This is a genomic window from Citrobacter sp. MGH104, assembly GCF_001034485.1.
Lineage (GTDB): Bacteria > Pseudomonadota > Gammaproteobacteria > Enterobacterales > Enterobacteriaceae > Citrobacter > Citrobacter freundii.
In genome coordinates this window covers 167,424-191,941 of sequence record NZ_KQ089819.1, presented here as the reverse complement: position 1 = coordinate 191,941, position 24,518 = coordinate 167,424, and the positions used below count along the sequence as shown (strand labels likewise).

At 52.5% G+C, this 24,518-nt stretch carries 21 protein-coding genes; 9 read left to right on the top strand and 12 right to left on the bottom strand.

Annotated elements, in window-relative coordinates:
• Window positions 1-10 precede the first annotated feature (10 nt).
• From SK34_RS19260 to folA, 4 genes are all read left to right on the top strand, one after another.
• On the top strand, window positions 11-244 hold the full coding sequence (locus SK34_RS19260; protein ID WP_003837373.1) for a YgdI/YgdR family lipoprotein: 234 nt from the start codon (window positions 11-13) through the stop codon (window positions 242-244).
• Window positions 245-347: 103 nt separating this feature from the next.
• Complete coding sequence (kefF, locus tag SK34_RS19255; protein WP_003018878.1) at window positions 348-878, top strand: glutathione-regulated potassium-efflux system oxidoreductase KefF; 531 nt, start codon at window positions 348-350, stop codon at window positions 876-878.
• Window positions 871-2,733: a glutathione-regulated potassium-efflux system protein KefC gene (gene kefC, locus SK34_RS19250; protein ID WP_003018875.1), complete on the top strand. Its 1,863-nt coding sequence runs from the start codon at window positions 871-873 to the stop codon at window positions 2,731-2,733. The genes kefF and kefC overlap by 8 nt, the downstream gene beginning before the upstream one ends.
• A gap of 198 nt (window positions 2,734-2,931) precedes the next feature.
• Window positions 2,932-3,411, top strand: coding sequence for a type 3 dihydrofolate reductase (gene folA, locus SK34_RS19245; protein WP_003018873.1), 480 nt, complete (start codon window positions 2,932-2,934; stop codon window positions 3,409-3,411).
• Window positions 3,412-3,507: 96 nt separating this feature from the next.
• Here folA and apaH read toward each other — a convergent pair whose 3' ends face one another.
• The 6 genes from apaH to lptD are packed head-to-tail and all read right to left on the bottom strand — an operon-like array spanning window position 3,508 to window position 10,250.
• The gene (gene apaH, locus SK34_RS19240; RefSeq protein ID WP_003018869.1) at window positions 3,508-4,356 is read right to left on the bottom strand and encodes a bis(5'-nucleosyl)-tetraphosphatase (symmetrical) ApaH; all 849 of its coding nucleotides are present in this window, start codon (window positions 4,354-4,356) and stop codon (window positions 3,508-3,510) included.
• Between the two features lie 10 nt (window positions 4,357-4,366).
• A complete protein-coding gene (gene apaG, locus SK34_RS19235) occupies window positions 4,367-4,744 on the bottom strand; it encodes a Co2+/Mg2+ efflux protein ApaG (protein ID WP_003018867.1) in 378 nt (125 codons plus the stop codon).
• 2 nt (window positions 4,745-4,746) lie between these two features.
• Window positions 4,747-5,568 (bottom strand): 16S rRNA (adenine(1518)-N(6)/adenine(1519)-N(6))-dimethyltransferase RsmA, encoded by an 822-nt coding sequence (gene rsmA / locus SK34_RS19230; protein WP_003018865.1) that lies wholly within the window; start codon window positions 5,566-5,568, stop codon window positions 4,747-4,749.
• Window positions 5,561-6,553, bottom strand: coding sequence for a 4-hydroxythreonine-4-phosphate dehydrogenase PdxA (pdxA, locus tag SK34_RS19225; protein ID WP_003837378.1), 993 nt, complete (start codon window positions 6,551-6,553; stop codon window positions 5,561-5,563). Before pdxA ends, rsmA begins: the two co-directional genes overlap by 8 nt.
• Complete coding sequence (gene surA / locus SK34_RS19220; RefSeq protein ID WP_003018860.1) at window positions 6,553-7,839, bottom strand: peptidylprolyl isomerase SurA; 1,287 nt, start codon at window positions 7,837-7,839, stop codon at window positions 6,553-6,555. Before surA ends, pdxA begins: the two co-directional genes overlap by 1 nt.
• A 53-nt stretch (window positions 7,840-7,892) precedes the next feature.
• The gene (gene lptD / locus SK34_RS19215) at window positions 7,893-10,250 is read right to left on the bottom strand and encodes an LPS assembly protein LptD (protein WP_016149536.1); all 2,358 of its coding nucleotides are present in this window, start codon (window positions 10,248-10,250) and stop codon (window positions 7,893-7,895) included.
• Between the two features lie 255 nt (window positions 10,251-10,505).
• Between lptD and djlA the strand changes: the two genes are divergently transcribed.
• A complete protein-coding gene (djlA, locus tag SK34_RS19210; protein ID WP_003837382.1) occupies window positions 10,506-11,321 on the top strand; it encodes a co-chaperone DjlA in 816 nt (271 codons plus the stop codon).
• A gap of 95 nt (window positions 11,322-11,416) precedes the next feature.
• Here djlA and rluA read toward each other — a convergent pair whose 3' ends face one another.
• The 3 genes from rluA to polB form a co-directional block, all read right to left on the bottom strand.
• Window positions 11,417-12,076, bottom strand: coding sequence for a bifunctional tRNA pseudouridine(32) synthase/23S rRNA pseudouridine(746) synthase RluA (gene rluA / locus SK34_RS19205; protein ID WP_008786174.1), 660 nt, complete (start codon window positions 12,074-12,076; stop codon window positions 11,417-11,419).
• An 11-nt stretch (window positions 12,077-12,087) separates the two neighbouring features.
• A complete protein-coding gene (rapA, locus tag SK34_RS19200; protein WP_003837386.1) occupies window positions 12,088-14,994 on the bottom strand; it encodes an RNA polymerase-associated protein RapA in 2,907 nt (968 codons plus the stop codon).
• A 131-nt stretch (window positions 14,995-15,125) separates the two neighbouring features.
• Complete coding sequence (gene polB, locus SK34_RS19195; RefSeq protein ID WP_048233918.1) at window positions 15,126-17,477, bottom strand: DNA polymerase II; 2,352 nt, start codon at window positions 17,475-17,477, stop codon at window positions 15,126-15,128.
• A gap of 596 nt (window positions 17,478-18,073) precedes the next feature.
• On the opposite strand from polB, the gene SK34_RS19190 reads away from it, so the two are divergent.
• Window positions 18,074-18,457, top strand: a complete 384-nt coding sequence (locus SK34_RS19190; RefSeq protein ID WP_048233916.1) for a DUF4751 family protein — start codon at window positions 18,074-18,076, stop codon at window positions 18,455-18,457.
• 40 nt (window positions 18,458-18,497) lie between these two features.
• On the opposite strand, the gene araD is transcribed toward SK34_RS19190, so the two are convergent.
• The 3 genes from araD to araB form a co-directional block, all read right to left on the bottom strand.
• Complete coding sequence (araD, locus tag SK34_RS19185; RefSeq protein WP_003018841.1) at window positions 18,498-19,193, bottom strand: L-ribulose-5-phosphate 4-epimerase; 696 nt, start codon at window positions 19,191-19,193, stop codon at window positions 18,498-18,500.
• A 97-nt stretch (window positions 19,194-19,290) separates the two neighbouring features.
• On the bottom strand, window positions 19,291-20,793 hold the full coding sequence (araA, locus tag SK34_RS19180) for an L-arabinose isomerase (RefSeq protein ID WP_003837393.1): 1,503 nt from the start codon (window positions 20,791-20,793) through the stop codon (window positions 19,291-19,293).
• Window positions 20,794-20,803: 10 nt separating this feature from the next.
• On the bottom strand, window positions 20,804-22,513 hold the full coding sequence (araB, locus tag SK34_RS19175; protein WP_003837395.1) for a ribulokinase: 1,710 nt from the start codon (window positions 22,511-22,513) through the stop codon (window positions 20,804-20,806).
• A 339-nt stretch (window positions 22,514-22,852) separates the two neighbouring features.
• On the opposite strand from araB, the gene araC reads away from it, so the two are divergent.
• The 3 genes from araC to SK34_RS25015 all read left to right on the top strand — a co-directional run bounded on the left by araC (window position 22,853) and on the right by SK34_RS25015 (window position 24,494).
• Window positions 22,853-23,698 carry an arabinose operon transcriptional regulator AraC gene (gene araC, locus SK34_RS19170; protein WP_003018834.1) on the top strand — a complete coding sequence of 282 codons (846 nt, stop codon included), beginning with the start codon at window positions 22,853-22,855 and terminating at the stop codon, window positions 23,696-23,698.
• Between the two features lie 167 nt (window positions 23,699-23,865).
• Window positions 23,866-24,099 (top strand): hypothetical protein, encoded by a 234-nt coding sequence (locus tag SK34_RS24220; RefSeq protein ID WP_075262650.1) that lies wholly within the window; start codon window positions 23,866-23,868, stop codon window positions 24,097-24,099.
• A gap of 74 nt (window positions 24,100-24,173) precedes the next feature.
• Window positions 24,174-24,494: a hypothetical protein gene (locus SK34_RS25015; protein ID WP_231588758.1), complete on the top strand. Its 321-nt coding sequence runs from the start codon at window positions 24,174-24,176 to the stop codon at window positions 24,492-24,494.
• Window positions 24,495-24,518: the final 24 nt, after the last annotated feature.

The window sequence follows — 24,518 nt, the reverse complement described above, 5'->3', positions numbered from 1 at the left end:
GGAGAACACCATGCAAAAACATATCCTGATCACCTCAATTTTTACCGCAGCAGCACTGTTTACCGTGGTCGGTTGTTCCTCAAACCAGGCGGTTAAAACCACCGATGGCAAAACAATCGTCACTGACGGCAAACCGCAGGTTGATGATGATACTGGTCTGGTGTCGTACAAAAATGCCCAGACGGGTAAGACGGAACAGATTAACCGCGATCAGGTTAAGGATATGAGCGAACTGGACAACTAGTTCAGTTTTCTCCATTCAGCCACTCAATAATATTGACTGTTAGCCTGTGGATTAAGTGACTAAACTCACTGTTATTACAATAATGCAGTGACACAGGCTAATCATGATTCTCATCATTTATGCGCATCCCTATCCGCAACATTCGCATGCGAATAAGCGGATGCTTGAACAGGCAAGGACGCTGGAGGGCGTGGAGATACGCTCGCTATACCAGCTCTACCCCGACTTCAATATCGATATTGCCGCTGAACAGGATGCGCTGGCGCGCGCTGATTTGATCATCTGGCAGCATCCGATGCAGTGGTACAGCACACCTCCATTACTCAAGCTGTGGATGGATAAAGTCCTTTCGCACGGCTGGGCGTATGGCCATGGTGGTACTGCGCTGCACGGTAAACAACTGCTGTGGGCGGTGACGACCGGCGGCGGTGAAAACCACTTCGATATTGGCTCCCATCCCGGATTTGATGTGCTTTCTCAGCCTTTACAGGCAACAGCGCTCTATTGCGGCCTCAAATGGCTGCCGCCGTTTGCGATGCACTGTACGTTTATCTGTGATGATGAAACGCTGCAAGCGCAGGCGCGTCACTACAAACAGCGTCTGATGGAATGGCAGGAGGCACACCATGGATAGCCATACGCTGATACAGGCGCTGATTTATCTCGGATCGGCGGCGCTGATTGTACCCATCGCCGTACGGCTGGGATTAGGGTCGGTACTGGGGTATCTCATCGCCGGATGCATTATCGGACCCTGGGGTCTGAGGCTGGTGACGGACGCCGAATCCATCCTGCATTTTGCGGAGATCGGTGTGGTACTGATGCTGTTTGTCATCGGTCTGGAGCTGGATCCGCAACGTTTGTGGAAATTGCGGGCATCGGTGTTCGGCGGCGGTGCGCTACAGATGGTGGTTTGCGGCGGCTTAATTGGTTTGTTCTGTATGTTCCTTGGCCTGCGCTGGCAGGTAGCGGAACTGATCGGCATGACGCTGGCGCTTTCCTCAACGGCTATCGCTATGCAGGCAATGAATGAACGCAACCTGATGGTTTCGCAAATGGGCCGCAGCGCGTTTGCCGTGCTGCTGTTCCAGGATATCGCCGCTATTCCATTGGTGGCGATGATCCCGTTACTGGCGGCGAGCGGCGCATCGACTACGCTTGGGGCGTTTGCATTGTCAGCCCTGAAGGTAGCGGGCGCACTGGTATTGGTGGTGGTATTGGGGCGTTATGTCACACGTCCGGCCTTGCGTTTTGTTGCGCGTTCGGGCCTGCGGGAAGTATTCAGTGCCGTTGCGCTGTTCCTCGTGTTTGGCTTCGGTCTGCTCCTGGAAGAGGTTGGCCTGTCGATGGCGATGGGGGCCTTTCTGGCCGGGGTGCTGCTGGCAAGCTCTGAGTATCGCCACGCGCTGGAAAGCGACATTGAGCCATTTAAAGGATTGCTGTTGGGACTGTTTTTCATTGGCGTGGGGATGTCTATCGACTTTGGTACGCTGATTGATAATCCCTTGCGCATTATCATTTTGCTGGTCGGTTTCCTGGTTATCAAAACCGTCATGCTGTGGTTGATAGCGAAACCGTTGCAGGTACCGAACAAGCAGCGTCGCTGGTTTGCCGTATTGTTAGGGCAGGGCAGTGAGTTTGCCTTTGTGGTGTTTGGCGCGGCGCAAATGGCAAATGTGCTCGATCCTGACTGGGCGAAATCGCTGACGCTGGCGGTGGCGTTGTCGATGGCGGCTACGCCGATTTTGCTGGTGATTTTGACGCGTCTGGAAAAATCGGCGACTTCGGAAGAGCGGGAAGCCGATGAAATCGATGAGGAGCAACCGCGGGTGATCATCGCTGGATTTGGGCGATTTGGCCAGATAACCGGTCGTCTGTTGTTGTCGAGTGGGGTCAAAATGGTGGTTCTTGATCATGACCCGGACCATATCGAAACGCTGCGTAAATTCGGGATGAAGGTTTTCTATGGCGATGCGACCCGGATGGATCTGCTGGAGTCTGCCGGGGCGGCGAAAGCTGAAGTCATTATTAATGCCATTGACGATCCGCAAACCAGCCTGCAGTTAACCGAAATGGTGAAAGAGCATTTCCCGCATCTGCAAATTATTGCTCGTGCGCGCGATGTGGATCATTACATCCGCCTGCGCCAGGCGGGCGTGGATATGCCGGAACGCGAAACCTTTGAAGGTGCACTGAAGACCGGACGTCTGGCGTTGGAGGGTCTCGGGCTTGGGCGCTATGAGGCACGTGAGCGGGCCGACGTATTCCGCCGATTCAATACCATGATGGTCGAGGAGATGGTGAAAGGGGAAAATGACGCGACTTCCCGCGCGGCCGTTTATAAACGCACCAGCGCAATGCTGAGTGAAATTATTGCGGAAGATCGTCAGCACTTATCGTTAATTCAACGCCATGGCTGGCAAGGCACGGATGAAGGTAAGCATACGGGCGACGTCGCCGATGAGCCGGAAGTGAAACCGTCAGCATAGGGTAAAAAATGTGATGTTCTGCAAACTTTACTGCTAATTGGCTGTTTTTGAACTACTGTAATGCTGGCGTACCACCTTAAATAGGTCGGTTCGCCAGCAGAACGGAAAATTTTCCTGTTCATCCTCTTTCCGCCAGTCGACGAAAGATTGCGCTTTCCGTATAGTGGCGACAATTTTTTTGTATCCGGGAAATATTCAATGATCAGTCTGATTGCGGCGTTAGCGGTAGATCGCGTCATCGGTATGGAGAACGCCATGCCGTGGAACCTCCCTGCCGATCTCGCCTGGTTTAAACGTAATACCTTAAACAAGCCGGTTGTCATGGGACGCCACACCTGGGAATCCATCGGGCGACCGTTACCTGGGCGTAAAAATATCGTCATCAGCAGCAAGCCTGGCACTGACGATCGTGTGCAGTGGGTGAAGTCTGTTGATGAAGCCATTGCTGCCTGCGGTGATGAACCAGAGATTATGGTGATTGGCGGTGGGCGCGTGTATGAGCAGTTCCTGCCAAAAGCGCAGAAGCTGTATCTGACGCACATTGATGCTGAAGTCGAAGGGGATACGCATTTCCCGGACTACGAACCGGATGACTGGGAGTCGGTGTTCAGTGAATTCCACGATGCCGACGCGCAAAACTCTCACAGCTACTGCTTCGAGATTCTGGAGCGCCGTTAATCCTGTAAGTGCCGGATGGCGGCGAAACGCCTTATCCGGCCTACTCTTGTGCCAGATGTAGGCCTGATAAGCGTAGCGCCATCAGGCATAAATCTCTCAGGCGTTGACCGCTTCGCCAGGATCCAGATTCAGATGGCGATTTGATGGCTGCACAAAGTACTGTTTGTCTTCCCAGCGCAGACAGGTGAGATCGCCTCCCCAGCAACACCCCGTATCCAGCGCGTAAATACCTTCTGGTGTGCCTTTGCCTTCCAGCGATGCCCAGTGCCCGAATGCAATGCTGTACGCTTCACTGACAGGTCCAGGAATGGCAAACCATGGCTTCAGCGGGGCCGGTGCGTCTTCTGGTGACTCTTTGCTGTACATATCCAGTTGACCGTTCGGGAAGCAGTAACGCATGCGGGTAAAGGCGTTGGTAATAAAACGCAGGCGTGCCAGCCCGGTCAGTTCCGGGGTCCAGTTATTGGGCATGTCGCCGTACATCGCATCAAGGAAGAAGGGATATGAGTCGCTAGACAACACGGCTTCAACATCGCGAGCACAGTCTTTTGCCGTCTGCAGGTCCCACTGTGGGGTGATACCGGCATGTGCCATCACCAGCTTCTTCTCTTCGTCTACCTGCAACAGCGGTTGACGGCGGAGCCAGTTAAGTAATTCGTCGGCATCCGGTGCTTCGAGCAGCGATGTGACCCTGTCTTTAGGTTTATTACGACTGATACCAGCAAATACGGCCAGCAGGTGTAAATCGTGATTACCCAATACTAACCGCACGCTGTCGCCCAGTGATTTCACGTAGCGCAAAACGTCCAGCGAGCCCGGCCCACGAGCGACCAGATCGCCGGTGAGCCATAGGGTGTCTTTTTTGGAATTAAAGTCTACCTGATGCAGCAAGGCTACCAGTTCATCGTAACAACCGTGAACGTCGCCAATAAGGTATGTCGCCATAGTTATTGTTTTAATGAATGAGTGTTGGAACGGCGAGTCGGAATACGGGAATGTCGATGGTAAAGGCGATGCCTTGTTCATCGATCATTTCGTAGTGACCCTGCATGGTGCCCAGCGGCGTTTCAATCACCGCACCGCTGGTATACTGGTACTCTTCGCCGGGTTCGATATGGGGCTGGACGCCAACCACGCCTTCACCCTGGACTTCTGTTTCGCGGCCATGACCATTAGTGATTAACCAATAACGCCCCAACAGCTGCACAGGCGCTCGCCCCAAATTGCGGATAGTTACGGTGTAAGCAAAAACGTAACGTTCATCATCAGGTGAGGATTGCGCCTCAATGTAGACGCTTTGTACCTGAATGCACACTCGGGGCGAATTGATCATGTTTAACTCTCCTTCGATGGCGCGTTTTCTGACAGATAGTTAGCCATCCGGCAGTATTGCGCGACAGAGATATTTTCCGCTCGCATCGCCGGATCAACGCCCAGCTCTGTCAGTACTTCAACGCTAAATAGGTTGCCGAGACTGTTACGTACCGTTTTACGGCGCTGATTAAACGCTTCGGTGGTAATACGGCTCAGCACACGAACATCTTTAACCGGGTACGGCATCGTCGCGTGAGGGACCAGACGCACTACGGCGGAATCGACTTTAGGCGCAGGCGTAAATGCGGAAGGCGGTACTTCAAGTACCGGGATCACATTGCAGTAATACTGCGCCATGACGCTTAATCGACCATACGCTTTACTGTTTGGCCCTGCAACCAGACGATTGACCACCTCTTTTTGCAACATGAAATGCATGTCGGCAATGGCATCAGTATAGGAAAAAAGATGGAACATGAGCGGCGTGGAGATGTTGTACGGCAGGTTGCCGAATACACGTAGCGGCTGTCCCATCGTTTGTGCCAGTTCGCCGAAGTTCATGGTCATGGCATCTTGCTGATAAATCGTCAGCTTAGGCCCTAAAAACGGGTGTGTCTGTAAGCGTGCTGCCAGATCGCGGTCCAGTTCAATGACCGTGAGCTTGTCCAGACGTTCGCCTACTGGTTCGGTCAATGCCGCCAGGCCTGGGCCGATTTCGACCATAGCCTGACCTTTCTGCGGGTTGATAGCAGAGACAATACTTTCGATCACAAACTGATCGTTGAGGAAGTTCTGCCCGAAACGTTTACGGGCTAAATGGCCCTGATGGACTCGATTATTCATTGGTATTAACAATCATTTTGATGGCGAGATTAAGCGCCGTAATAAAACTGCCGACATCTGCTTGTCCATGGCCCGCGAGTTCAAGTGCGGTGCCGTGATCGACGGATGTGCGAATAAAGGGCAGGCCCAGCGTGATATTCACACCGCGACCAAATCCCTGGTATTTTAGCACGGGGAGACCCTGATCGTGGTACATTGCCAGCACGGCATCCGCGTGGTCGAGATATTTGGGCTGAAAAAGCGTATCTGCGGGCAGCGGGCCGTTTAATTTCATCCCCTGCGCACGCAGTTCATCGAGTACCGGAATGAGGGTGTCTATCTCTTCCGTTCCCATATGACCGCCTTCACCAGCATGCGGGTTAAGACCGCACACCAGAATATGTGGATCGGCAATGCCGAACTTAGTGCGTAAATCATGATGCAAAATGCCGATCACTTCCTGAAGCAGGGCGGGCGTAATGGCGTCGGCAACAGCTCTGAGCGGCAAATGCGTGGTTGCCAGGGCAACGCGCAGCTCTTCGGTCGCCAGCATCATAACAACTTTCTTTGCCTGTGAGCGCTCTTCAAAAAACTCGGTATGCCCGGTAAACGGAACGCCTGCGTCATTGATTACGCCCTTGTGAACCGGACCGGTGATCAACGCCGCAAACTCACCTTGCAGACAACCATCGCAGGCGCGAGCCAGCGTATCCACTACATATTGCCCGTTTTCTACCGCCAACTGACCCGCGACAGCAGGTGCCCGCAGCGCAACCGGTAACAGCGTCAATGTGCCTGCTGATTGCGGTCTGGCTGGGGTATCTGGAGAGTAGGGGAGGAGTGAAAGCGGTAAACCGAGCATCGCTGCCCGGTCACTGAGAAGTCCTGCATCCGCACAGACAACGAGTTCTACAGGCCAATCGCGCTGGGCGAGCTGAACCACCAGGTCCGGGCCAATCCCGGCGGGTTCGCCGGGAGTGATAACAACACGTTGAGTACGAGCCATTAGTTGCTCAGAACTTTAACGTAAGCGCTGGCGCGCTGTTCCTGCATCCAGGTTGCTGCTTCTTCCGAGAATTTACGGTTCATCAGCATACGGTAAGCTCTGTCTTTCTGCGCCGCGTCAGTTTTATCAACGTTACGCGTGTCCAGCAGTTCGATCAGATGCCAACCGAAAGAGGAGTGCACCGGGGCGCTCATTTGGCCTTTATGAAGTTTGGTCAGCGCATCGCGGAAAGCTGGGTCGAAAATATCCGCTGCAGCCCAACCCAGATCGCCGCCCTGGTTGGCAGAGCCTGGATCCTGAGAAAACTCTTTAGCGGCTGCCGCGAAGGTAGTTTTACCGCTCTTAATATCTGCCGCGATTTGTTCCAGCTTCAGACGCGCCTGCTGATCGGTCATGATCGGCGACGGCTTAAGTAGAATATGGCGGGCGTGAACTTCAGTCACGGAGATGCTCTGGCTTTGGCCACGCATATCATTGACTTTCAGGATGTGGAAGCCGACGCCTGAACGAATTGGGCCGATGATATCGCCTTTTTTCGCAGTGCTTAACGCCTGGGCGAAGATACCCGGCAGCTCCTGAATACGTCCCCAACCCATCTGGCCGCCTTTCAGCGCCTGCTGGTCAGCGGAATAAGTAATAGCCAGTTTGCCGAAATCACTACCGTTACGCGCTTCATCAACAACAGAGCGCGCCTGGCTTTCAGCCGCGTTAACCTGGTCGGAAGTTGGGTTTTCCGGTAATGGGATCAGAATGTGGCTCAGGTTCAGTTCGGTGCTGGCATCGTTTTGGTTGCCTACCTGTTGCGCCAGGGCATCCACTTCCTGAGGCAGGATGGTGACGCGACGGCGAACTTCGTTGTTACGAACTTCAGAGATGGTCATCTCTTTGCGGATCTGGCTACGATAGGTCGAATAGCTTAAACCATCCTGTGCCAGACGACTGCGCATCTGATCCAGCGTCATGTTGTTCTGCTTGGCGATGTTGGCAATAGCCTGATCCAACTGCTCGTCAGAGATTTTAACACCCATCTTCTGACCCATTTGCAGGAGGATTTGATCCATGATCAAACGTTCCAGGATCTGATGACGCAGCGTGGCGTCGTCCGGTAACTGCTGACCAGCCTGACCCGCATTAAGTTTTACTGACTGCATTAAGCCATCGACGTCGCTTTCGAGAACGACGCCGTTATTGACGACGGCTGCGACTTTATCGACTACCTGTGGGGCAGCGAAACTGGTATTCGCGATCATGGCGATACCGAGAAGCAGCGTTTTCCAGTTCTTCATACTTTTTCCATTTCAATTAACCGCGATGCGGATTACGTTGTAAATCAATCAGATCATAAAGAGCTTTGATACGGCAAAATGTTTGAACGCAACATTTGGTTGGTGCCGAGACCGTAGTTGGAGCTCAGGCCGCGCAGTTCGATATTAAAGCCGATCGTGTTGTCATAAATCGCGTGTTTCTGGGTGTTATCCCAGCCGTTCAGCTTACGTTCGTAACCGAAGCGAATGGCGTAACAGCAGGAGTTGTACTGCAGCCCCAGCATTGAATCTGCTTCTTTGTTCACGTTGGTATCGAAGTAGTAAGCGCCAACAATCGACCAACGGTCGGCGATTGGGAAGCTTGCCACTGCGCCCACCTGTGAGATCCCGTTTTTATACTGCTCTGCCGTAGAGTAGTAAGACGGCAGAGTAGCCTGGATATACTCCGAGCTGGCATAACGGTAGTTCAACTGCAGCATACGGTTTTCGTCGCGGCGGTATTCGATACTGCTGCTACTGGTTGCAACACTGTCCAGACGCGTGTCGTACTGGATCCCACTGCGTAAACCCCAGCGATCGGAGATGCGCCAGTAGGTGTCACCCGCCCATACCAGTGAGCCCGTTTTGTCGTCATTCTCCCATTTAATGTTGTCATCGCCGGTGCGAGACTCGGTGAAATAGTAGATTTGACCCACGGATATATTAAAACGTTCAACGGCTGCGTCATCATAAACGCGAGATGTGACCCCAGTCGTGACCTGGTTGGCGGAGGCAATGCGGTCCAGACCGCCATAGGTACGGTCACGGAACAGGCCGCTATAGTCGGATTGCAGCAGGGACGAGTCATAGTTATAGATATGACTTTGGTCGCGATACGGTACGTACAGGTACTGCGCGCGCGGCTCCAGCGTCTGGGTATAACCCGGCGCCAGCATTTGCATGTCACGCTCAAACACCATCTTGCCGTCAACTTTAAACTGCGGCATGACGCGGTTAGCTGAATCATCGAGCTTGGTGTTCTGCGGGTTGCTGTTGTACCAATCCAGATTAGTCTGCTGATAGTGCGTTGCCAGCAGTTTTGCTTCGGTATTGATACTTCCCCAGTTGTTCGACAATGGCAGATTGATGGTCGGTTCAAGGTGAACACGCGTCGCTTCCGGCATGTTGTCGTTGGTGTTAACGAAGTGCACCGCCTGACCATAAATACGGGTATCAAACGGACCAACGTCATTCTGGTAGTAGTTGACATCTAACTGCGGCTGCGCAGAGTAGCTGTTACTGTTTTGCGCGTCGAAGACCTGGAACTGCTTGGTCGAAACTGTGGCATCAAAGTTCTGTACCGCGTAGCCGACGCTGAATTTTTGCGTGGCGTAGCCGTCGGTACTGGAACCGTATTTGTTATCGAAATCATTAAAGTAGCTGGTGTCGCTGACCTTGGTATAGTCAACGTTGAAACGCCACACCTGGTCCATCACCCCAGAGTGTTGCCAGTAAAACAGCCAGCGACGTGAATTGTCATCCTTCGGATGTTCGTCCTCATACACTTTATCGGAGTTCAGATAGTCGAACTCCATCAGGCCCGCACCTGCTTGCGTCAGGTAGCGGAATTCGTTCTCCCACATGATCCCGCCACGACGGTGCATATAATGTGGCGTGATGGTGGCGTCCATGTTGGGCGCAATGTTCCAGTAATATGGCAGGTAGAACTCAAAATAGTTATTAGTGGAATATTTTGCGTTCGGGATCAGGAAACCGGAACGGCGCTTATCGCCGACGGGTAACTGTAAATAAGGACTGTAAAAGACCGGAACCGGACCCAGTTTAAAACGGGCGTTCCAGATCTCTGCGACCTGTTCTTCACGGTCGTGGATCACTTCGCTACCGACGACGCTCCAGGTATCGGAACCTGGCAGACAGGAGGTAAAGCTACCGTTTTCCAGAATGGTATAACGGTTTTCGCCACGCTGTTTCATCAGATCGGCTTTCCCGCGTCCCTGACGGCCCACCATCTGGTAATCACCTTCCCAGATGTTGGTATCTTTGGTATTCAGATTCGACCAACCCTTCGGCCCCTTCAGAATAACCTGATTGTCATCATAATGGACATTGCCCAGCGCATCGACGGTACGTATTGGCTCCGGCTGGCCTTCAGCCTGCTTCTGATGAAGCTGTACTTCGTCGGCCTGCAGGCGGCTGTTACCCTGTGCGATGTCCACGTTGCCGGTAAACACCGCGTCATCGGGATAATTCCCTTTAGCGTTGTCGGCATTGATGGTGACGGGTAATTCATTAGTCTCGCCCTGTACCAGAGGACGGTCATAGCTCGGCACGCCCAGCATACACTGTGAGGCGAGATCGGCTGCCAGGCCCTGATGGCTATAGAGGGCACTGGCAATCATGGTGGCCAGAAGAGTGGGAATACGTTTTTTCATACGTTGTATTTATTGTTCCATCATCAGTAGCGTCGCGCGTGACAAACGGTCACAGCCTAACTTATCTCATCTTCACTGCGCTAGTGTTAATCCTGCCCATTTAGGCATCCGTGGTGTTAGGCACGGCATTGAATGACAGGTATGATAATGCAAATTATAGGCGATGTCCCACAATTGACCGCAGCCGTAAATCGGTAAAAGCACCTTATATTGTGGGACATAGCCTGGCTGAGAGCATAAAGATTTGGGGAGTCTATGCAGTATTGGGGAAAGATAATTGGTGTAGCCGTGGCCTTAATGATGGGTGGCGGCTTCTGGGGTGTCGTTCTGGGGCTGTTAGTTGGCCACATGTTCGACAAAGCCCGCATGCGCAAAATGGCGTGGTTTGCCAACCAACGTGAACGCCAGGCGCTGTTTTTTGCCACCACTTTTGAGGTGATGGGACATCTGACCAAATCCAAAGGTCGCGTCACGGAAGCCGATATTCATATCGCCAGCCAGTTGATGGATCGGATGAATTTGCACGGTGATTCGCGAACGGCTGCACAACACGCCTTCCGGGTAGGAAAATCGGATAATTATCCATTACGTGAAAAGATGCGTCAGTTTCGCAGCGTCTGTTTCGGTCGATTCGATCTGATCCGCATGTTTCTGGAAATTCAAATCCAAGCGGCATTTGCCGATGGGTCGTTACATCCTAACGAACGTGAAGTGCTGTATGTGATTGCTGAAGAGTTGGGGATCTCACGTACCCAATTTGATCAGTTCCTGCGCATGATGCAGGGCGGCGCACAGTTTGGCGGCGGATATCAGCAGCAGTCTGGCGGCGGTAGCTGGCAGCAGGCGCAACGCGGCCCGACGCTGGAAGACGCCTGTAATGTGCTGGGTGTTAAAACGACCGATGATGCGACTACCATAAAGCGCGCTTACCGTAAGCTGATGAGCGAGCACCATCCGGACAAACTGGTCGCGAAAGGTCTGCCGCCAGAGATGATGGAAATGGCGAAGCAAAAAGCGCAGGAAATCCAGAAGGCTTACGAGTTAATCAAAGAACAAAAAGGCTTTAAATAATAATTATGCCGGATGCGGCTAGCGCTTTATCCGGCCTACGGTAATGAATGTAGGCCGGGCAAGCGAAGCGCCCCCGGCATAAATTGGCTCAGAATTTAAAAATCCGCCGGGACTTTAAACGTCATACTGTTGCCGTATTCGGGATGCGTGATGGTTAGCATCTCGGCGTGCAGCAGCAGGCGGGGTGCCAACGCCAGCGCTTCAGGCGGAGCATAGAAGCGATCGCCGAGGATTGGATGCCCTAACGCCAGCATATGCACACGCAGCTGGTGGGAGCGTCCGGTAATCGGTTTAAGCACGACCCGGGCGGTGTTATCCGCCGCGAACTCCACCACCTCATACTCTGTCTGCGCTGATTTCCCGGTCTCATAACACACTTTTTGTTTTGGCCTGTTCGGCCAGTCGCAAATCAGCGGTAAATCAACCAGACCCTCGGCCGGAGCGGGATGCCCCCAGACGCGTGCAACATACTGTTTTTTCGGTTCGCGCTCGCGAAACTGGCGTTTTAGCTCGCGCTCTGCCGCTTTGGTTAGCGCGACTACAATCACGCCGCTGGTGGCCATATCCAGACGATGGACGGATTCAGCCTGCGGATAATCGCGCTGGATACGCGTCATCACGCTGTCTTTGTGCTCATCCAGACGACCCGGCACAGACAATAAACCGCTCGGCTTGTTGACCACCATAATGTGGTCATCCTGATACAGGATGACCAACCAGGGTTCCTGCGGCGGATTGTAGTTTTCCATCCCCATGTATGGCTCCGTTACTGATGCGTCACGACGATCAGGCGCAGGGCATCCAGACGCCAGCCCGCCTGATCCAGGCTTTCCATCACCTGCTGACGGTTGCTTTCAATTGCGCTGAGTTCGTCATCACGGATGTTCGGGTTAACGGCACGCAGCGCTTCCAGACGGGAGAGTTCCGCAGTCAGTTTTTCGTCCGCTTCTTTACGCGCCGCGTCGATCAGCGCGCGGGCTGATTTTTCCACCTGTGCTTCACCGAGTTGCAGAATAGCATGTACGTCCTGCTGCACGGCGTTGACCAGTTTACTGCCGGTGTGGCGGTTAACGGCGCTGAGCTGACGGTTAAAGGTTTCGAACTCAACCTGTGCAGCGAGGTTATTGCCGTTTTTATCCAGCAGCATACGTACCGGCGTTGGCGGCAGGAAGCGGTTCAGCTGCAGCTGTTTCGGCGCTTGCGCTTCAACCACATACACCAGCTCAACCAACAGAGTTCCGACCGGCAATGCTTTGTTTTTCAACAATGAAATGGTGCTGCTGCCGGTGTCGCCAGAGAGGATAAGATCCAGACCATTACGGATTAACGGATGCTCCCAGGTAATAAACTGAGCGTCTTCACGCGACAGAGCGACATCACGCTCAAACGTAATGGTGCAGCCATCTTCCGGCAATCCAGGGAAATCTGGCACCAGCATATGATCGGACGGTGTCAGCACGATCAAATTGTCACCACGGTCATCCTGATTAATACCAACGATATCAAACAGGTTCATGGCGAAGGCGATCAGGCTGGTATCATCGTCCTGTTCTTCAATACTCTCAGCCAGTGCCAGCGCTTTTTCACCGCCGTTAGAGTGGATCTCGAGCAGACGATCACGACCTTGCTCCAGCTGAGCTTTCAGCGCGTCATGTTGTTCGCGACAGGTTTTGATCAGATCGTCAAAGCCATCGGTATTTTCTGGTTCAGCCAGGTAGCCGATCAGATTGTTATAGACCGTGTCGTAGATGGTACGGCCGGTCGGGCAGGTGTGTTCGAACGCATCCAGACCTTCGTGGTACCAGCGCACCAGGACAGATTGCGCGGTTTTTTCCAGGTACGGGACGTGGATCTGAATATCATGTGCCTGACCAATACGGTCCAGACGGCCAATACGCTGTTCCAGCAGGTCCGGGTTGAACGGCAGGTCAAACATCACCAGATTGCTGGCGAACTGGAAGTTACGCCCTTCGGAGCCGATTTCAGAACACAGCATTACCTGAGCGCCGCTATCTTCTTCGCTAAACCAGGCTGCGGCGCGGTCACGCTCAATGATCGACATCCCTTCATGGAACACGGCAGCGCGGATACCTTCTCGCTCGCGCAGGACCTGCTCCAGTTGAAGCGCGGTGGTGGCTTTTGCACAGATAACTAATACTTTTTGCGAGCGGTGGCTGGTCAGATAGCCCATTAGCCATTCCACGCGCGGGTCAAAGTTCCACCAGGTGCCGGTATCGCCTTCGAATTCCTGATAAATCTGTTCCGGGTAGAGCATATCGCGCGCCCGGTCTTCCGCGCTTTTACGCGCACCCATAATGCCGGAGACTTTAATCGCCGTCTGGTATTGGGTCGGCAGCGGCAGCTTGATGGTGTGCAGCTCGCGTTTTGGGAAGCCTTTCACACCATTACGGGTGTTACGGAACAGCACGCGGCTGGTGCCATGGCGGTCCATCAGCATCGAAACCAGCTCCTGACGCGCGCTCTGGGCATCTTCGCTGTCGCTGTTTGCCGCCTGCAATAGCGGTTCAATGTCCTGCTCGCCAATCATGTCGCCTAACATGTTCAGCTCACTATTACTCAGCTTGTTGCCTGCCAGTAACATAGCGACGGCGTCGGCGACCGGACGATAATTTTTTTGCTCTTCAACAAACTGGGCGAAATCGTGGAAACGGCTGGGGTCCAGCAGGCGCAGACGAGCAAAGTGACTTTCCATGCCCAACTGCTCCGGTGTAGCGGTTAGCAGCAGGATGCCCGGCACACGTTCTGCCAGTTGTTCAATGGCCATATATTCGCGGCTGGGCGCGTCTTCGCTCCACACCAGGTGATGCGCTTCATCGACGATCAGCAGATCCCATTCGGCGTCACACAGATGCTCCAGGCGCTGTTTACTGCGACGGGCAAAGTCCAGCGAGCAGATGACCAGTTGTTCGGTTTCAAACGGGTTGTAGGCGTCGTGCTGCGCTTCTGCATAACGCTCATCATCAAACAGTGCAAAACGCAGGTTGAAGCGACGCAGCATTTCGACCAGCCACTGGTGCTGTAATGTCTCCGGCACGATGATCAGCACGCGCTCTGCGGCGCCTGACAGCAGCTGTTGATGCAGGATCATACCGGCTTCAATGGTTTTACCTAAACCCACTTCGTCTGCCAGTAAAACGCGAGGGGCATGACGACGGCCAACATCATGGGCAATGTTCAGCTGGTGAGGAATCAGGCTGGTACGTTGACCACGCAAACCACTCCACGGCATACGGTATTGTTCGCTCTGAAATTTACGCGCGCGATAGCGCAGAGCAAAGCGATCCATGCGGTCAATCTGGCCGGCAAACAGGCGATCTTGTGGTTTGCTGAATACCAGTTTGCTGTCGAGTAGTACTTCACGCAGCATGACACCGGTTTCTTCGGTATCCAGGCGGGTTCCGATATAGGCAAGCAGGCCGTTTTCTTCTTTTACTTCATCGACATGCAGTTGCCAGCCTTCATGGCTTGTTATCGTATCGCCTGGATTGAACATCACGCGGGTCACGGGGGAATCACTGCGCGCATACAGACGGTTTTCGCCCGTCGATGAGAAAAGTAATGTGACGGTTCGCGCATCCATGGCGACAACGGTACCAAGTCCCAATTCGCTTTCTGTATCGCTGATCCAGCGTTGACCAAGTGTAAAAGGCATATATGTTCGGCTCTATATCTTTAGTTGCAGGCAATACTCACCCTCTGCCAGAGTAAAGTGGCAGCAAGTGTATTGGGGTCCAGGAATGGAAAGGGCGCTATGGTACTGGATGGCGACGGTTTCGTCACGCGTCAAAATAACCCCAGTTGCCCTGTGAGTAGTGTAGCAAAATTATCGTCAATAAAGGGAAGAATTCCCTCGGCAACGGGTTGGATCTGGCGTGTCAGATAATGCTCGTAATCGAGCACAGATAGCTGATAATCAACAGGTTCTGGGCCATTGACCGTCCAGACATATTTTATGGTTCCGCGATTTTGATACTGCGGTGGACGCCCCAGCTTTACATTCTGCTCATCGGCGAGTCGCGCGGCACGCACGTGTGGTGGAACATTTCGCTGGTATTCGCTTAACGGGCGGCGCAGGCGCTTGCGGTACACCAGTTGTTCATCCATTTCACCGGCCATCAGACGGTCAATAGTCTCGCGAACAAACTCCTGATAAGGTTCGTTACGAAAAATTCGCAGGTATAGCTCCTGCTGAAACTGTTGGGCCAGCGGCGTCCAGTCGGTTCGTACCGTTTCCAGTCCCTTAAACACCATACGTTGCTCAGCACCGTCCTGAATCATCCCTGCATAGCGTTTTTTACTGCCGGTATCTGCACCGCGAATGGTCGGCATCAGAAAGCGACAAAAATGGGTTTCAAATTCCAGCTCCAGCGCGCTGGTCAATTTTTGTTGTTTCAGCGACTGCGCCCACCAGTCGTTGACATAGCTCACCAGCTCACGGCCAATCCGGGCGGCATCGTCTTCTGAGTGCGCCTTTTTCAGCCAGACAAAGGTCGAGTCGGTATCGCCATAGATAACGTCGTAACCCTGAGCTTCAATCAGCGCTTTGGTCTGGCGCATGATCGCATGGCCGCGCATGGTAATGGACGAGGCCAGTCTCGGGTCGAAAAAGCGACAGGCGGTGGTTCCCAGCACGCCGTAAAATGCGTTCATGATGATTTTCAGCGCCTGCGAGAGCGGCTTATTGCCGCGGCGTTTTGCTTCATTGCGACCATGCCAGATCCGGGTCACGATTTCCGGCAGGCAGTGCTTTTCACGTGAGAACCAGGCGTCAAGGAACCCTTCGGTGCTGTGCTCCGGATCCGGCTGCGCCATTCCTTCGATAAGCCCCACCGGATCGATTAGAAAAGTACGAATTATTGAGGGGTACAGGCTTTTGTAATCCAGCACCAGTACCGAGTCGTATAAGCCGGGGCGCGAGTCCATCACGTAGCCACCGGGGCTGGCGTGCGCGGGGACTTCACCCAGGTTCGGTGCCACATAACCCGCCCGGTGCATTCGTGGCAGGTAGAGATGTCCGAAGGCGGCAACTGAACCACCGTGCCGGTCGACCGGCAGACCGTTGACCGTCGATCGCTCCAGCAGAAATGGCATGATCTCGGTTTTATGAAAAATACGCGTGACCAACTCACAGTCTTTGAGATTGTAGGTGGCGAGCGCGGGCTTATCCTGGGCAAACCGGCGATCGATTTCGTCCATCCTGTCCCAGGGATTATCAATTGACTTCCCTTCGCCCAGTAGCTCCTGCGACACCGTCTCCAGCGAAAATGACGAGAAATTCCAGAATGCGGATTTGAGCGCCTCAATGCCGTCGATAATCAGGCGACCTTTAGCCTGCGCGAAGAACACGCCGTTTTTGAAGCCATGCTCGCGCCACTCCAGCTCGCTATTGTCACGACCAAAACGCAGGGGAATGCGGTAACGTTCGGCGTGCTTTTGCAGGACGCGTAAATCGAATTGCACGACGTTCCAGCCGATTATCACATCAGGATCGTGACGGGCAATCCAGTCATTAAGCTTTTCCAACAACTGCGGGCGACTTGCAACGTACTCAAGTTCAAAATCCAGCGCAGAGGCGTCACCGTTTGCCGGGCCGAGCATATAGACAATACGCTGCCCACAGCCCTCAAGACCGATGCAGTAGAGTTCGCCGTGGCGCGTGGTTTCGATATCCAGCGATACCCATTTTAGCGGTGGTCGATAGTCAGGGTTCGGCTTCAGGCGGGCATTAACCAGCATTTCGTCATGTCTGTCGCCTTCGACCCAAACAGGGGAGGTGATAAAGCGCTCCATCAGATACCGCTCCGGCGGCCGTACGTCAGCTTCGTAGACGGTGACTGCGTTTTCGCGCAGCAGTTTTTCCAGCCGCATAAGCTGGCGATGTGAGCGGCAATACAGGCCGGAAACGGGCTGGCGGTGGAAGTCTTGCAACTGAAGAGGCGTCAGGCGATAGCCGTTTTCAGTACGTAATAATGACGTGACGCGAGGAACCTGACTGGTGGGAATAAACGCGACTGACTCCTGAGGCGCAAGCGTGACCTGCAGCGGCCCATCGTCTGTAGCCAGCCAGAATGAGACCTCAGTTCCCTGCGGAGTGTCCCGCCAGTGTCGGGTTAGAATAAAGCCTGCCTGCGCCACGCTGTGTATCCGTCAAAAAGCCAGACACTATTATAGCCTGGTTTACATGATTGTACTGTTATTTTGTACAGTTATTCGGCGTAAGACGCGGTACCCGCTGGAGTAAAAAGCGTCTCTGAGTAAAAAATGTGTTGTGTCAGCCTGGGTTATCTTCGTATTTAATATATGAATATCGTGCCTAAGACGAGTTGCAGTGAACTATTTTATTGGTGTGGCTGTTGTTTTAAATGGCGATTGTCCATCTGGGTTATGTATTGAATTGATATTATAAAGTCCATTATCAGATGTTTGCTGTTTTTCGGATTTGTGCTTATTTATTTTTGCTACATCTTTCTCGGATTCAGGAAAAGTTACTTTTTTTATTTGTGTTTATTAATGGTTGATGTAAAGATTTTATTCGAAGCATCCGGATATGAGTTTGAAATATAATATATATTTAATCGTGTTTATTGCCGAATAGAAACGGATTTTCAGTTCGAATTCGTCGGGAATCTCTCTGTAGAATTTGGTTTTTATCTCGGGATATAATTTATTTTCAGCTTACTGTTCGGGTGCTTCTTAATACATATCCGGGAAAGTGATGAGATGGAGTTTTTATGAATGTTTATACTCAGGCAATTTTGCCTGGATACCAGCACTATCTATTTGTTAATACTCAGCTATCAAACCCAGTAATTAAAGCTGTGAGCAAATATATTGAGTACAAAACATGGACCGGACAAATTTGGCGGACTGAAATAATTGAAAGTGGAAACGCTTTTTTTCACTGGCAGGGGCATGACAGAAGAAATGGTCATCGTGATACGGTAATTAATTATTTGTTGTGTGGGCAGAAATGGCAGTCAACGATAACAGATTATATTTTCTTCCATTCACTGGAAGGAGAGGAAACTCATGGGAATTATGACAATGTGATTGAGTATGTTTCTTCTAATAACTGTGTTTATCAAAGTGCTTTTGCTGAATATATAGCCGAGTAGAAATAAAGCGCGCGACGATCAAAACGCGCTTATATAAAGGTTACTGCCCGTAGTAGGCTTTAGCACCGTGTTTACGCAGGTAATGCTTATCTAACAGGGTTTGTTGCATATCTGGCAATTGCGGCGCGAGCTGGCGACAGAAGATCCCCATGTAGGCGACTTCTTCCAGCACGATGGCGTTATGCACTGCATCTTCGGCATTTTTTCCCCAGGCAAACGGACCGTGAGAGTGCACTAGCACGCCAGGCATCTGCGCGGCGTCAATACCTTGTTTCTCAAAGGTTTCAACGATCACATTGCCGGTTTCCCATTCATATTCGCCGTTGATTTCTTCGTCGGTCATTTTCCGTGTGCAGGGAATCGAACCGTAGAAATAGTCCGCATGGGTGGTACCCGTGGCCGGAATCGACTGACCCGCCTGCGCCCAGATGGTTGCATGACGCGAATGGGTGTGAACAATGCCGCCAATGGTCGGGAATGCCTGATACAGCAGTCGGTGCGTTGGGGTATCGGAAGAGGGCTTCTTCTGGCCTTCGACTACTTCACCCGTGGCGATACTGACTACCACCATATCGTCTGCGGTCATTACGCTGTAATCGACCCCGGAAGGTTTAATCACAAACACGCCGCGCTCGCGATCGACGGCGCTGACGTTCCCCCAGGTCAGGGTGACCAGATTGTGCTTAGGCAACGCCAGATTGGCTTCCAGTACCTGACGTTTAAGATCTTCTAGCATGTTAACTCCTGAATGCCGGATGGCGCTTCGCTTATCCGGCCTACGGTGATTTGTAGGCCCGGTAAATGAAATGCCACCGGGCAATCCGTTTCGACAATTAACGTTTGAACCCGTAATACACTTCGTTCCAGCGCAGCGCGTCCTTAAAGGCCGGCAGGCGGGTATCGTTATCGATCACAGCGATCTCGATATCGTGCATTTCAGCGAACTGGCGCATATCGTTCAGATCCAGCGCGTGGCTGAACACGGTGTGGTGCGCGCCACCGGCCAGGATCCATGCTTCAGATGCGGTTGGCAGATCCGGTTGAGCTTTCCACAGCGCGTTAGCTACAGGCAGTTTCGGCAGGGAGTGCGGTGTTTGTACCGTGTCGATGCAGTTAACCAGCAGGCGAAAACGATCGCCGAGATCGATCAGGCTGGCAACCACGGCCGGGCCGGCTTTGGTGTTGAAGATCAGACGGGCGGGATCGTCTTTACCACCAATGCCGAGGTGCTGTACGTCGAGGATCGGTTTCTCTTCCACCGCGATGGACGGGCAAACTTCCAGCATGTGCGAACCGAGTACCAGATCGTTGCCTTTCTCGAAGTGGTAGGTGTAATCCTCCATAAATGAGGTGCCGCCCTGCAGACCGGTTGACATCACCTTCATGATGCGAAGCAGAGCGGCGGTTTTCCAGTCGCCTTCACCCGCAAAGCCATAGCCTTGCTGCATCAGACGCTGTACGGCCAGACCCGGAAGCTGTTTCAGGCCGTGTAAATCTTCAAATGTGGTGGTGAAGGCGTGGAATCCACCCTGTTCCAGGAAGCGCTTCATCCCCAGTTCAATACGGGCAGCTTCCAGGACGTTCTGACGTTTTTCACCGTGGACTTGCGTCGCCGCCGTCATGGTGTAAGTGCTTTCATACTCATCGATTAGCGCGTTGATTTCGCCGTCGCTAATTGCGTTCACGACCTGCACCAGATCGCCCACGGCCCAGGTGTTTACCGAGAAACCGAACTTGATCTGCGCAGCGACTTTATCGCCATCTGTGACCGCAACTTCGCGCATGTTGTCGCCAAAACGGCAGACTTTCAGATGGCGAGTGTCCTGTTTGGACACGGCCTGGCGCATCCAGGAGCCGATGCGTTCGTGTGCCTGTTTGTCCTGCCAGTGACCGGTGACCACGGCGTGCTGCTGACGCATACGTGCGCCGATAAAGCCGAACTCACGACCGCCGTGCGCGGTTTGGTTCAGGTTCATAAAGTCCATATCAATGCTGTCCCACGGCAGGGCGGCGTTGAACTGGGTGTGGAACTGAAGTAGCGGTTTATTAAGGATAGTCAGGCCGTTGATCCACATTTTGGCCGGGGAGAAGGTATGCAGCCAGACCACAATCCCTGCACAGCGATCGTCGTAGTTAGCGTCACGACAGATAGCGGTAATCTCGTCAGGGGAAGTGCCCAGCGGTTTTAATACCAGCTTACAGGGCAGTTTGGCTTCAGTATTCAGTGCGTTAACGACGTGCTCCGCATGTTGGGTTACCTGACGCAGGGTTTCAGGGCCATACAGATGCTGGCTACCAATCACAAACCACACTTCATAGTTATCAAAAATCGTCATTGTCGTGTCCTTAATGTGTCAGGGTTGCCAGGTCTACCGGGGCTTGTTGCGCCGGAGCGGCAGTCGGAAGGTATTGTTGTTCAGCGCTTACCGCCCACTGCTGATAGCGGCGGTAGAGTTGTTCAAAACGTTGAGCCTGCTCTGGGCGAGGTTGCAGCGTGTTTTCCACGGCGCTTGCCATTTGCTGCTGAGCGGCTGGGATATCCGCGTGTACTTTCGCGGCAACGGCAGCGAAGATAGCCGCACCGAGTGCGCAGCACTGGTCTGAAGCGACAATCTGTAGCGGGCGGTTCAGCACGTCACAGCAGGCCTGCATGATGACCGGGTTCTTGCGCGCGATACCGCCAAGCGCCATTACGTTGTTAACCGCAATGCCTTGTTCGGTGAAGCATTCCATAATGGCGCGTGCGCCAAAGGCCGTGGCGGCAATCAGCCCACCGAACAGCGCTGGCGCGTCAGTTGCCAGGTTCAGATCGGTAATTACCCCTTTCAAACGCTGGTTGGCATTGGGCGTACGGCGACCGTTGAACCAGTCGAGCACCACCGGGAGATGCTCCAGTGATGGATTTTTCGCCCATGCTTCAGTGAGTGCAGGCAGCAGCTGTTTTTGACTGGCTTTAATCTGGGACTGCAGTTCCGGATGCTGTGCGGCAAGCTGTTCCAGAGGCCAGCTCAGCACGCGGCTAAACCAGGCATAGATATCGCCGAATGCAGACTGGCCAGCTTCGAGGCCAATAAAACTAGGTACCACGCTGCCATCAACCTGGCCGCAAATGCCTTTCACCGCGCGTTCGCCAACGCTGTGTTTGTCGGCAATCAGAATGTCGCAGGTCGACGTGCCGATGACTTTCACCAGCGTGTTAGGCTGTGCGCCTGCGCCAACCGCGCCCATATGGCAGTCAAAAGCACCGCCTGCAATCACCACGCTTTCCGGTAGCCCCAGGCGCTGTGCCCACTCAGCGCACAGGGTGCCAACCGGCAGATCCGCGGTGAAGGTATCGGTAAACATTGGGTATTGCAGATGGCGGTTGAGGATGGGGTCGAGTTCGTCAAAGAAACTGGCTGGCGGCAGACCACCCCAGCTTTCATGCCACAGGGATTTATGTCCGGCGCTGCAGCGACCGCGACGAATATCCTGTGGGCGTACGGTGTTGGAGAGCAGGGCCGGAACCCAATCGCATAGCTCAATCCACGAGACCGCAGCTTCGGCTACCGCATGGTCCTGACGAGTTACATGCAGGATTTTGGCCCAGAACCATTCGCTGGAATAAATGCCGCCGATATAGCGGGAGTAATCGATCTTGCCCGGTGTGTGGCACAGGCGGGTGATTTCTTCGGCTTCTTCTACTGAGGTGTGATCTTTCCACAGGACAAACATTGCATTCGGGTTTTCCGCGAACTCCGGACGCAGTGCCAGTACGTTACCGTCTGCATCGATGGGCGCCGGGGTTGAGCCGGTACTGTCAACGCCGATCCCGACCACTTCCGCGCGCTGTTCAGCGCTCAGTTCGGCCAATACGGTTTTCAGCGCCGCTTCCATGGATTCAATGTAGTCGCGCGGATGATGGCGAAACTGGTTGTTTGGGCCATCGCAATACTGCCCTTCCTGCCAACGTGGATACCACTCAACGCTGGTGGCGATCTCTTCGCCGGTGGCACATTCCACCGCCAAAGCGCGTACTGAATCACTACCAAAATCGAGGCCAATTGCAATCGCCATCGTCTTACTCCATCCAAAAATACGGGTATGGATAAACAGTAGTGAGTAGCGATAAAAACCGTCAGGCAGGATCCGCTAATCTTATGGATTAAAATGCTGTGGCATCACAAAGTGTGACGCTGTGCAAATAATCAATGTGGACATTTCTGCCGTAGTTATAGACACTTTTGTTAGCCGATTTTGACGTTGGCGTAGTACATGTTTTTTACAAAGAGCTTTTCACAAGCGGGATTGGTGGTCCATTACCGCAAATACAGCGGCCCGCAGGGGCGACAGCGATGATGTCTGGCGTAATATGGACAAATTGTTTCTTGGCAGGACATAGGGAGTATTGAAATTATGGCTGAAACGCAAAACGATCCCCTGTTGCCAGGTTATTCGTTTAACGCGCATTTGGTGGCCGGATTAACCCCCATTGAGGCGAACGGATACCTGGATTTTTTTATCGACAGGCCGCTGGGTATGAAGGGTTATATCCTCAATCTCACCATCCGTGGCGAAGGGGTTATCAATAATCAGGGCAAGCAGTTTGTCTGCCGGCCTGGCGATATTCTGTTGTTTCCACCAGGAGAAATTCACCACTACGGACGCCACCCTGACGCCAGCGAGTGGTATCACCAGTGGGTTTACTTTCGCCCGCGCGCCTACTGGCAGGAGTGGCTGACCTGGCCAGCCATTTTTGCCCAGACCGGTTTTTTTCGCCCGGATGAAGCGCATCAGCCGCATTTTAACGAGCTGTTTGGGCAGATAATTAACGCCGGGCAGGGAGAAGGTCGTTATTCCGAACTGCTGGCGATTAATTTACTGGAACAGTTGTTGCTCCGACGTATGGAAGCCATCAATGAATCGCTACACCCGCCCATGGACAACCGCGTCCGCGATGCCTGCCAGTACATCAGCGATCACCTGGCGGACAGCAATTTTGATATCGCCAGCGTCGCGCAGCACGTCTGCCTGTCGCCTTCCCGTTTGTCGCATCTGTTCCGTCAGCAGTTAGGTATCAGCGTATTAAGCTGGCGCGAGGACCAGCGCATCAGCCAGGCAAAGCTATTACTGAGTACCACACGTATGCCCATTGCCACCGTAGGTCGCAATGTTGGTTTTGACGACCAGCTCTATTTCTCTCGTGTTTTCAAAAAATGTACCGGCGCCAGTCCGAGCGAGTTTCGCGCTGGATGTGAATAAATTTATTATGTAGCGCTGGGAGTATTCAACTTCTTTCAGCGCCTTAAAATTTGGCATCTAAAATAAGTTGTAATTTTGTGATGAATAGATATCTATAAAAAATAAGAAATTAGCATTTGTTTGATAAAATTATTCTTGCTATAAACCACCTGTCAAGGAGGTTTTAAATGAGTAAGCGATTTGATATTACTGATGGGACTTTTGCAACCACTAAAAAAAATGGTTTAATTTATACAGAAGAGCTGGGATGGATTGATTTAGGTCATGCTCAGGGTGATGATGCCAGATTCTTAAAGAAAAAGCTTGAGCAAGAACAGTGGGCAAAATATTATAATGAGTTCAATGATTGGTACTTCCCGGTAAACTATTATCAAGAAATGGGAAAAATTTATTTGGGGTAAACTTTACTTTTCATACTGGTGTACATACTCAAGTTATGGTTCGTGCTTGTCTTTCTCCAGTGCTTAAGGCACGAGTGGCTTTGACTATTATGTATGGGACGGCAAAACGATTCGAAGCATGGCAGAACTCTATCCTTTTCAACTGGTACACGGATAGTGGATTTAGTGTGGAGAATTTGGTTTCTGATTTAGTCGGCTTTTATCGTGTTTTTGGTATGGGACCAGACCCATTGTGGCGAGCAAAACCTGTATCCTATGAAACGGCCATACAGATATGGGATGCTCATGATCCAATCGGTACTTTTAAAAATAGAGATTTTTTTCCGTATTTATTTTCGACAAAACCACCATTCAGATATGGTGAGCCTATCAAAAAAATCTCCCAGAGTGGTTGAGTTATATAAAACCATTAGATAATT

Coding starts and splice junctions, on each gene's coding strand:
- rsmA (WP_003018865.1), bottom strand. CDS start 5,568: ATGAATAATCGAGTCCATCAGGGCCATTTAGCCCGTAAACGTTTCGGG.
- kefC (WP_003018875.1), top strand. CDS start 871: ATGGATAGCCATACGCTGATACAGGCGCTGATTTATCTCGGATCGGCG.
- rapA (WP_003837386.1), bottom strand. CDS start 14,994: ATGCCTTTTACACTTGGTCAACGCTGGATCAGCGATACAGAAAGCGAA.
- apaG (WP_003018867.1), bottom strand. CDS start 4,744: ATGATCAATTCGCCCCGAGTGTGCATTCAGGTACAAAGCGTCTACATT.
- djlA (WP_003837382.1), top strand. CDS start 10,506: ATGCAGTATTGGGGAAAGATAATTGGTGTAGCCGTGGCCTTAATGATG.
- araD (WP_003018841.1), bottom strand. CDS start 19,193: ATGCTAGAAGATCTTAAACGTCAGGTACTGGAAGCCAATCTGGCGTTG.
- araB (WP_003837395.1), bottom strand. CDS start 22,513: ATGGCGATTGCAATTGGCCTCGATTTTGGTAGTGATTCAGTACGCGCT.
- surA (WP_003018860.1), bottom strand. CDS start 7,839: ATGAAGAACTGGAAAACGCTGCTTCTCGGTATCGCCATGATCGCGAAT.
- araC (WP_003018834.1), top strand. CDS start 22,853: ATGGCTGAAACGCAAAACGATCCCCTGTTGCCAGGTTATTCGTTTAAC.
- lptD (WP_016149536.1), bottom strand. CDS start 10,250: ATGAAAAAACGTATTCCCACTCTTCTGGCCACCATGATTGCCAGTGCC.
- araA (WP_003837393.1), bottom strand. CDS start 20,793: ATGACGATTTTTGATAACTATGAAGTGTGGTTTGTGATTGGTAGCCAG.
- SK34_RS24220 (WP_075262650.1), top strand. CDS start 23,866: ATGAGTAAGCGATTTGATATTACTGATGGGACTTTTGCAACCACTAAA.
- apaH (WP_003018869.1), bottom strand. CDS start 4,356: ATGGCGACATACCTTATTGGCGACGTTCACGGTTGTTACGATGAACTG.
- SK34_RS19190 (WP_048233916.1), top strand. CDS start 18,074: ATGAATGTTTATACTCAGGCAATTTTGCCTGGATACCAGCACTATCTA.
- pdxA (WP_003837378.1), bottom strand. CDS start 6,553: ATGGCTCGTACTCAACGTGTTGTTATCACTCCCGGCGAACCCGCCGGG.
- SK34_RS19260 (WP_003837373.1), top strand. CDS start 11: ATGCAAAAACATATCCTGATCACCTCAATTTTTACCGCAGCAGCACTG.
- rluA (WP_008786174.1), bottom strand. CDS start 12,076: ATGGGGATGGAAAACTACAATCCGCCGCAGGAACCCTGGTTGGTCATC.
- folA (WP_003018873.1), top strand. CDS start 2,932: ATGATCAGTCTGATTGCGGCGTTAGCGGTAGATCGCGTCATCGGTATG.
- kefF (WP_003018878.1), top strand. CDS start 348: ATGATTCTCATCATTTATGCGCATCCCTATCCGCAACATTCGCATGCG.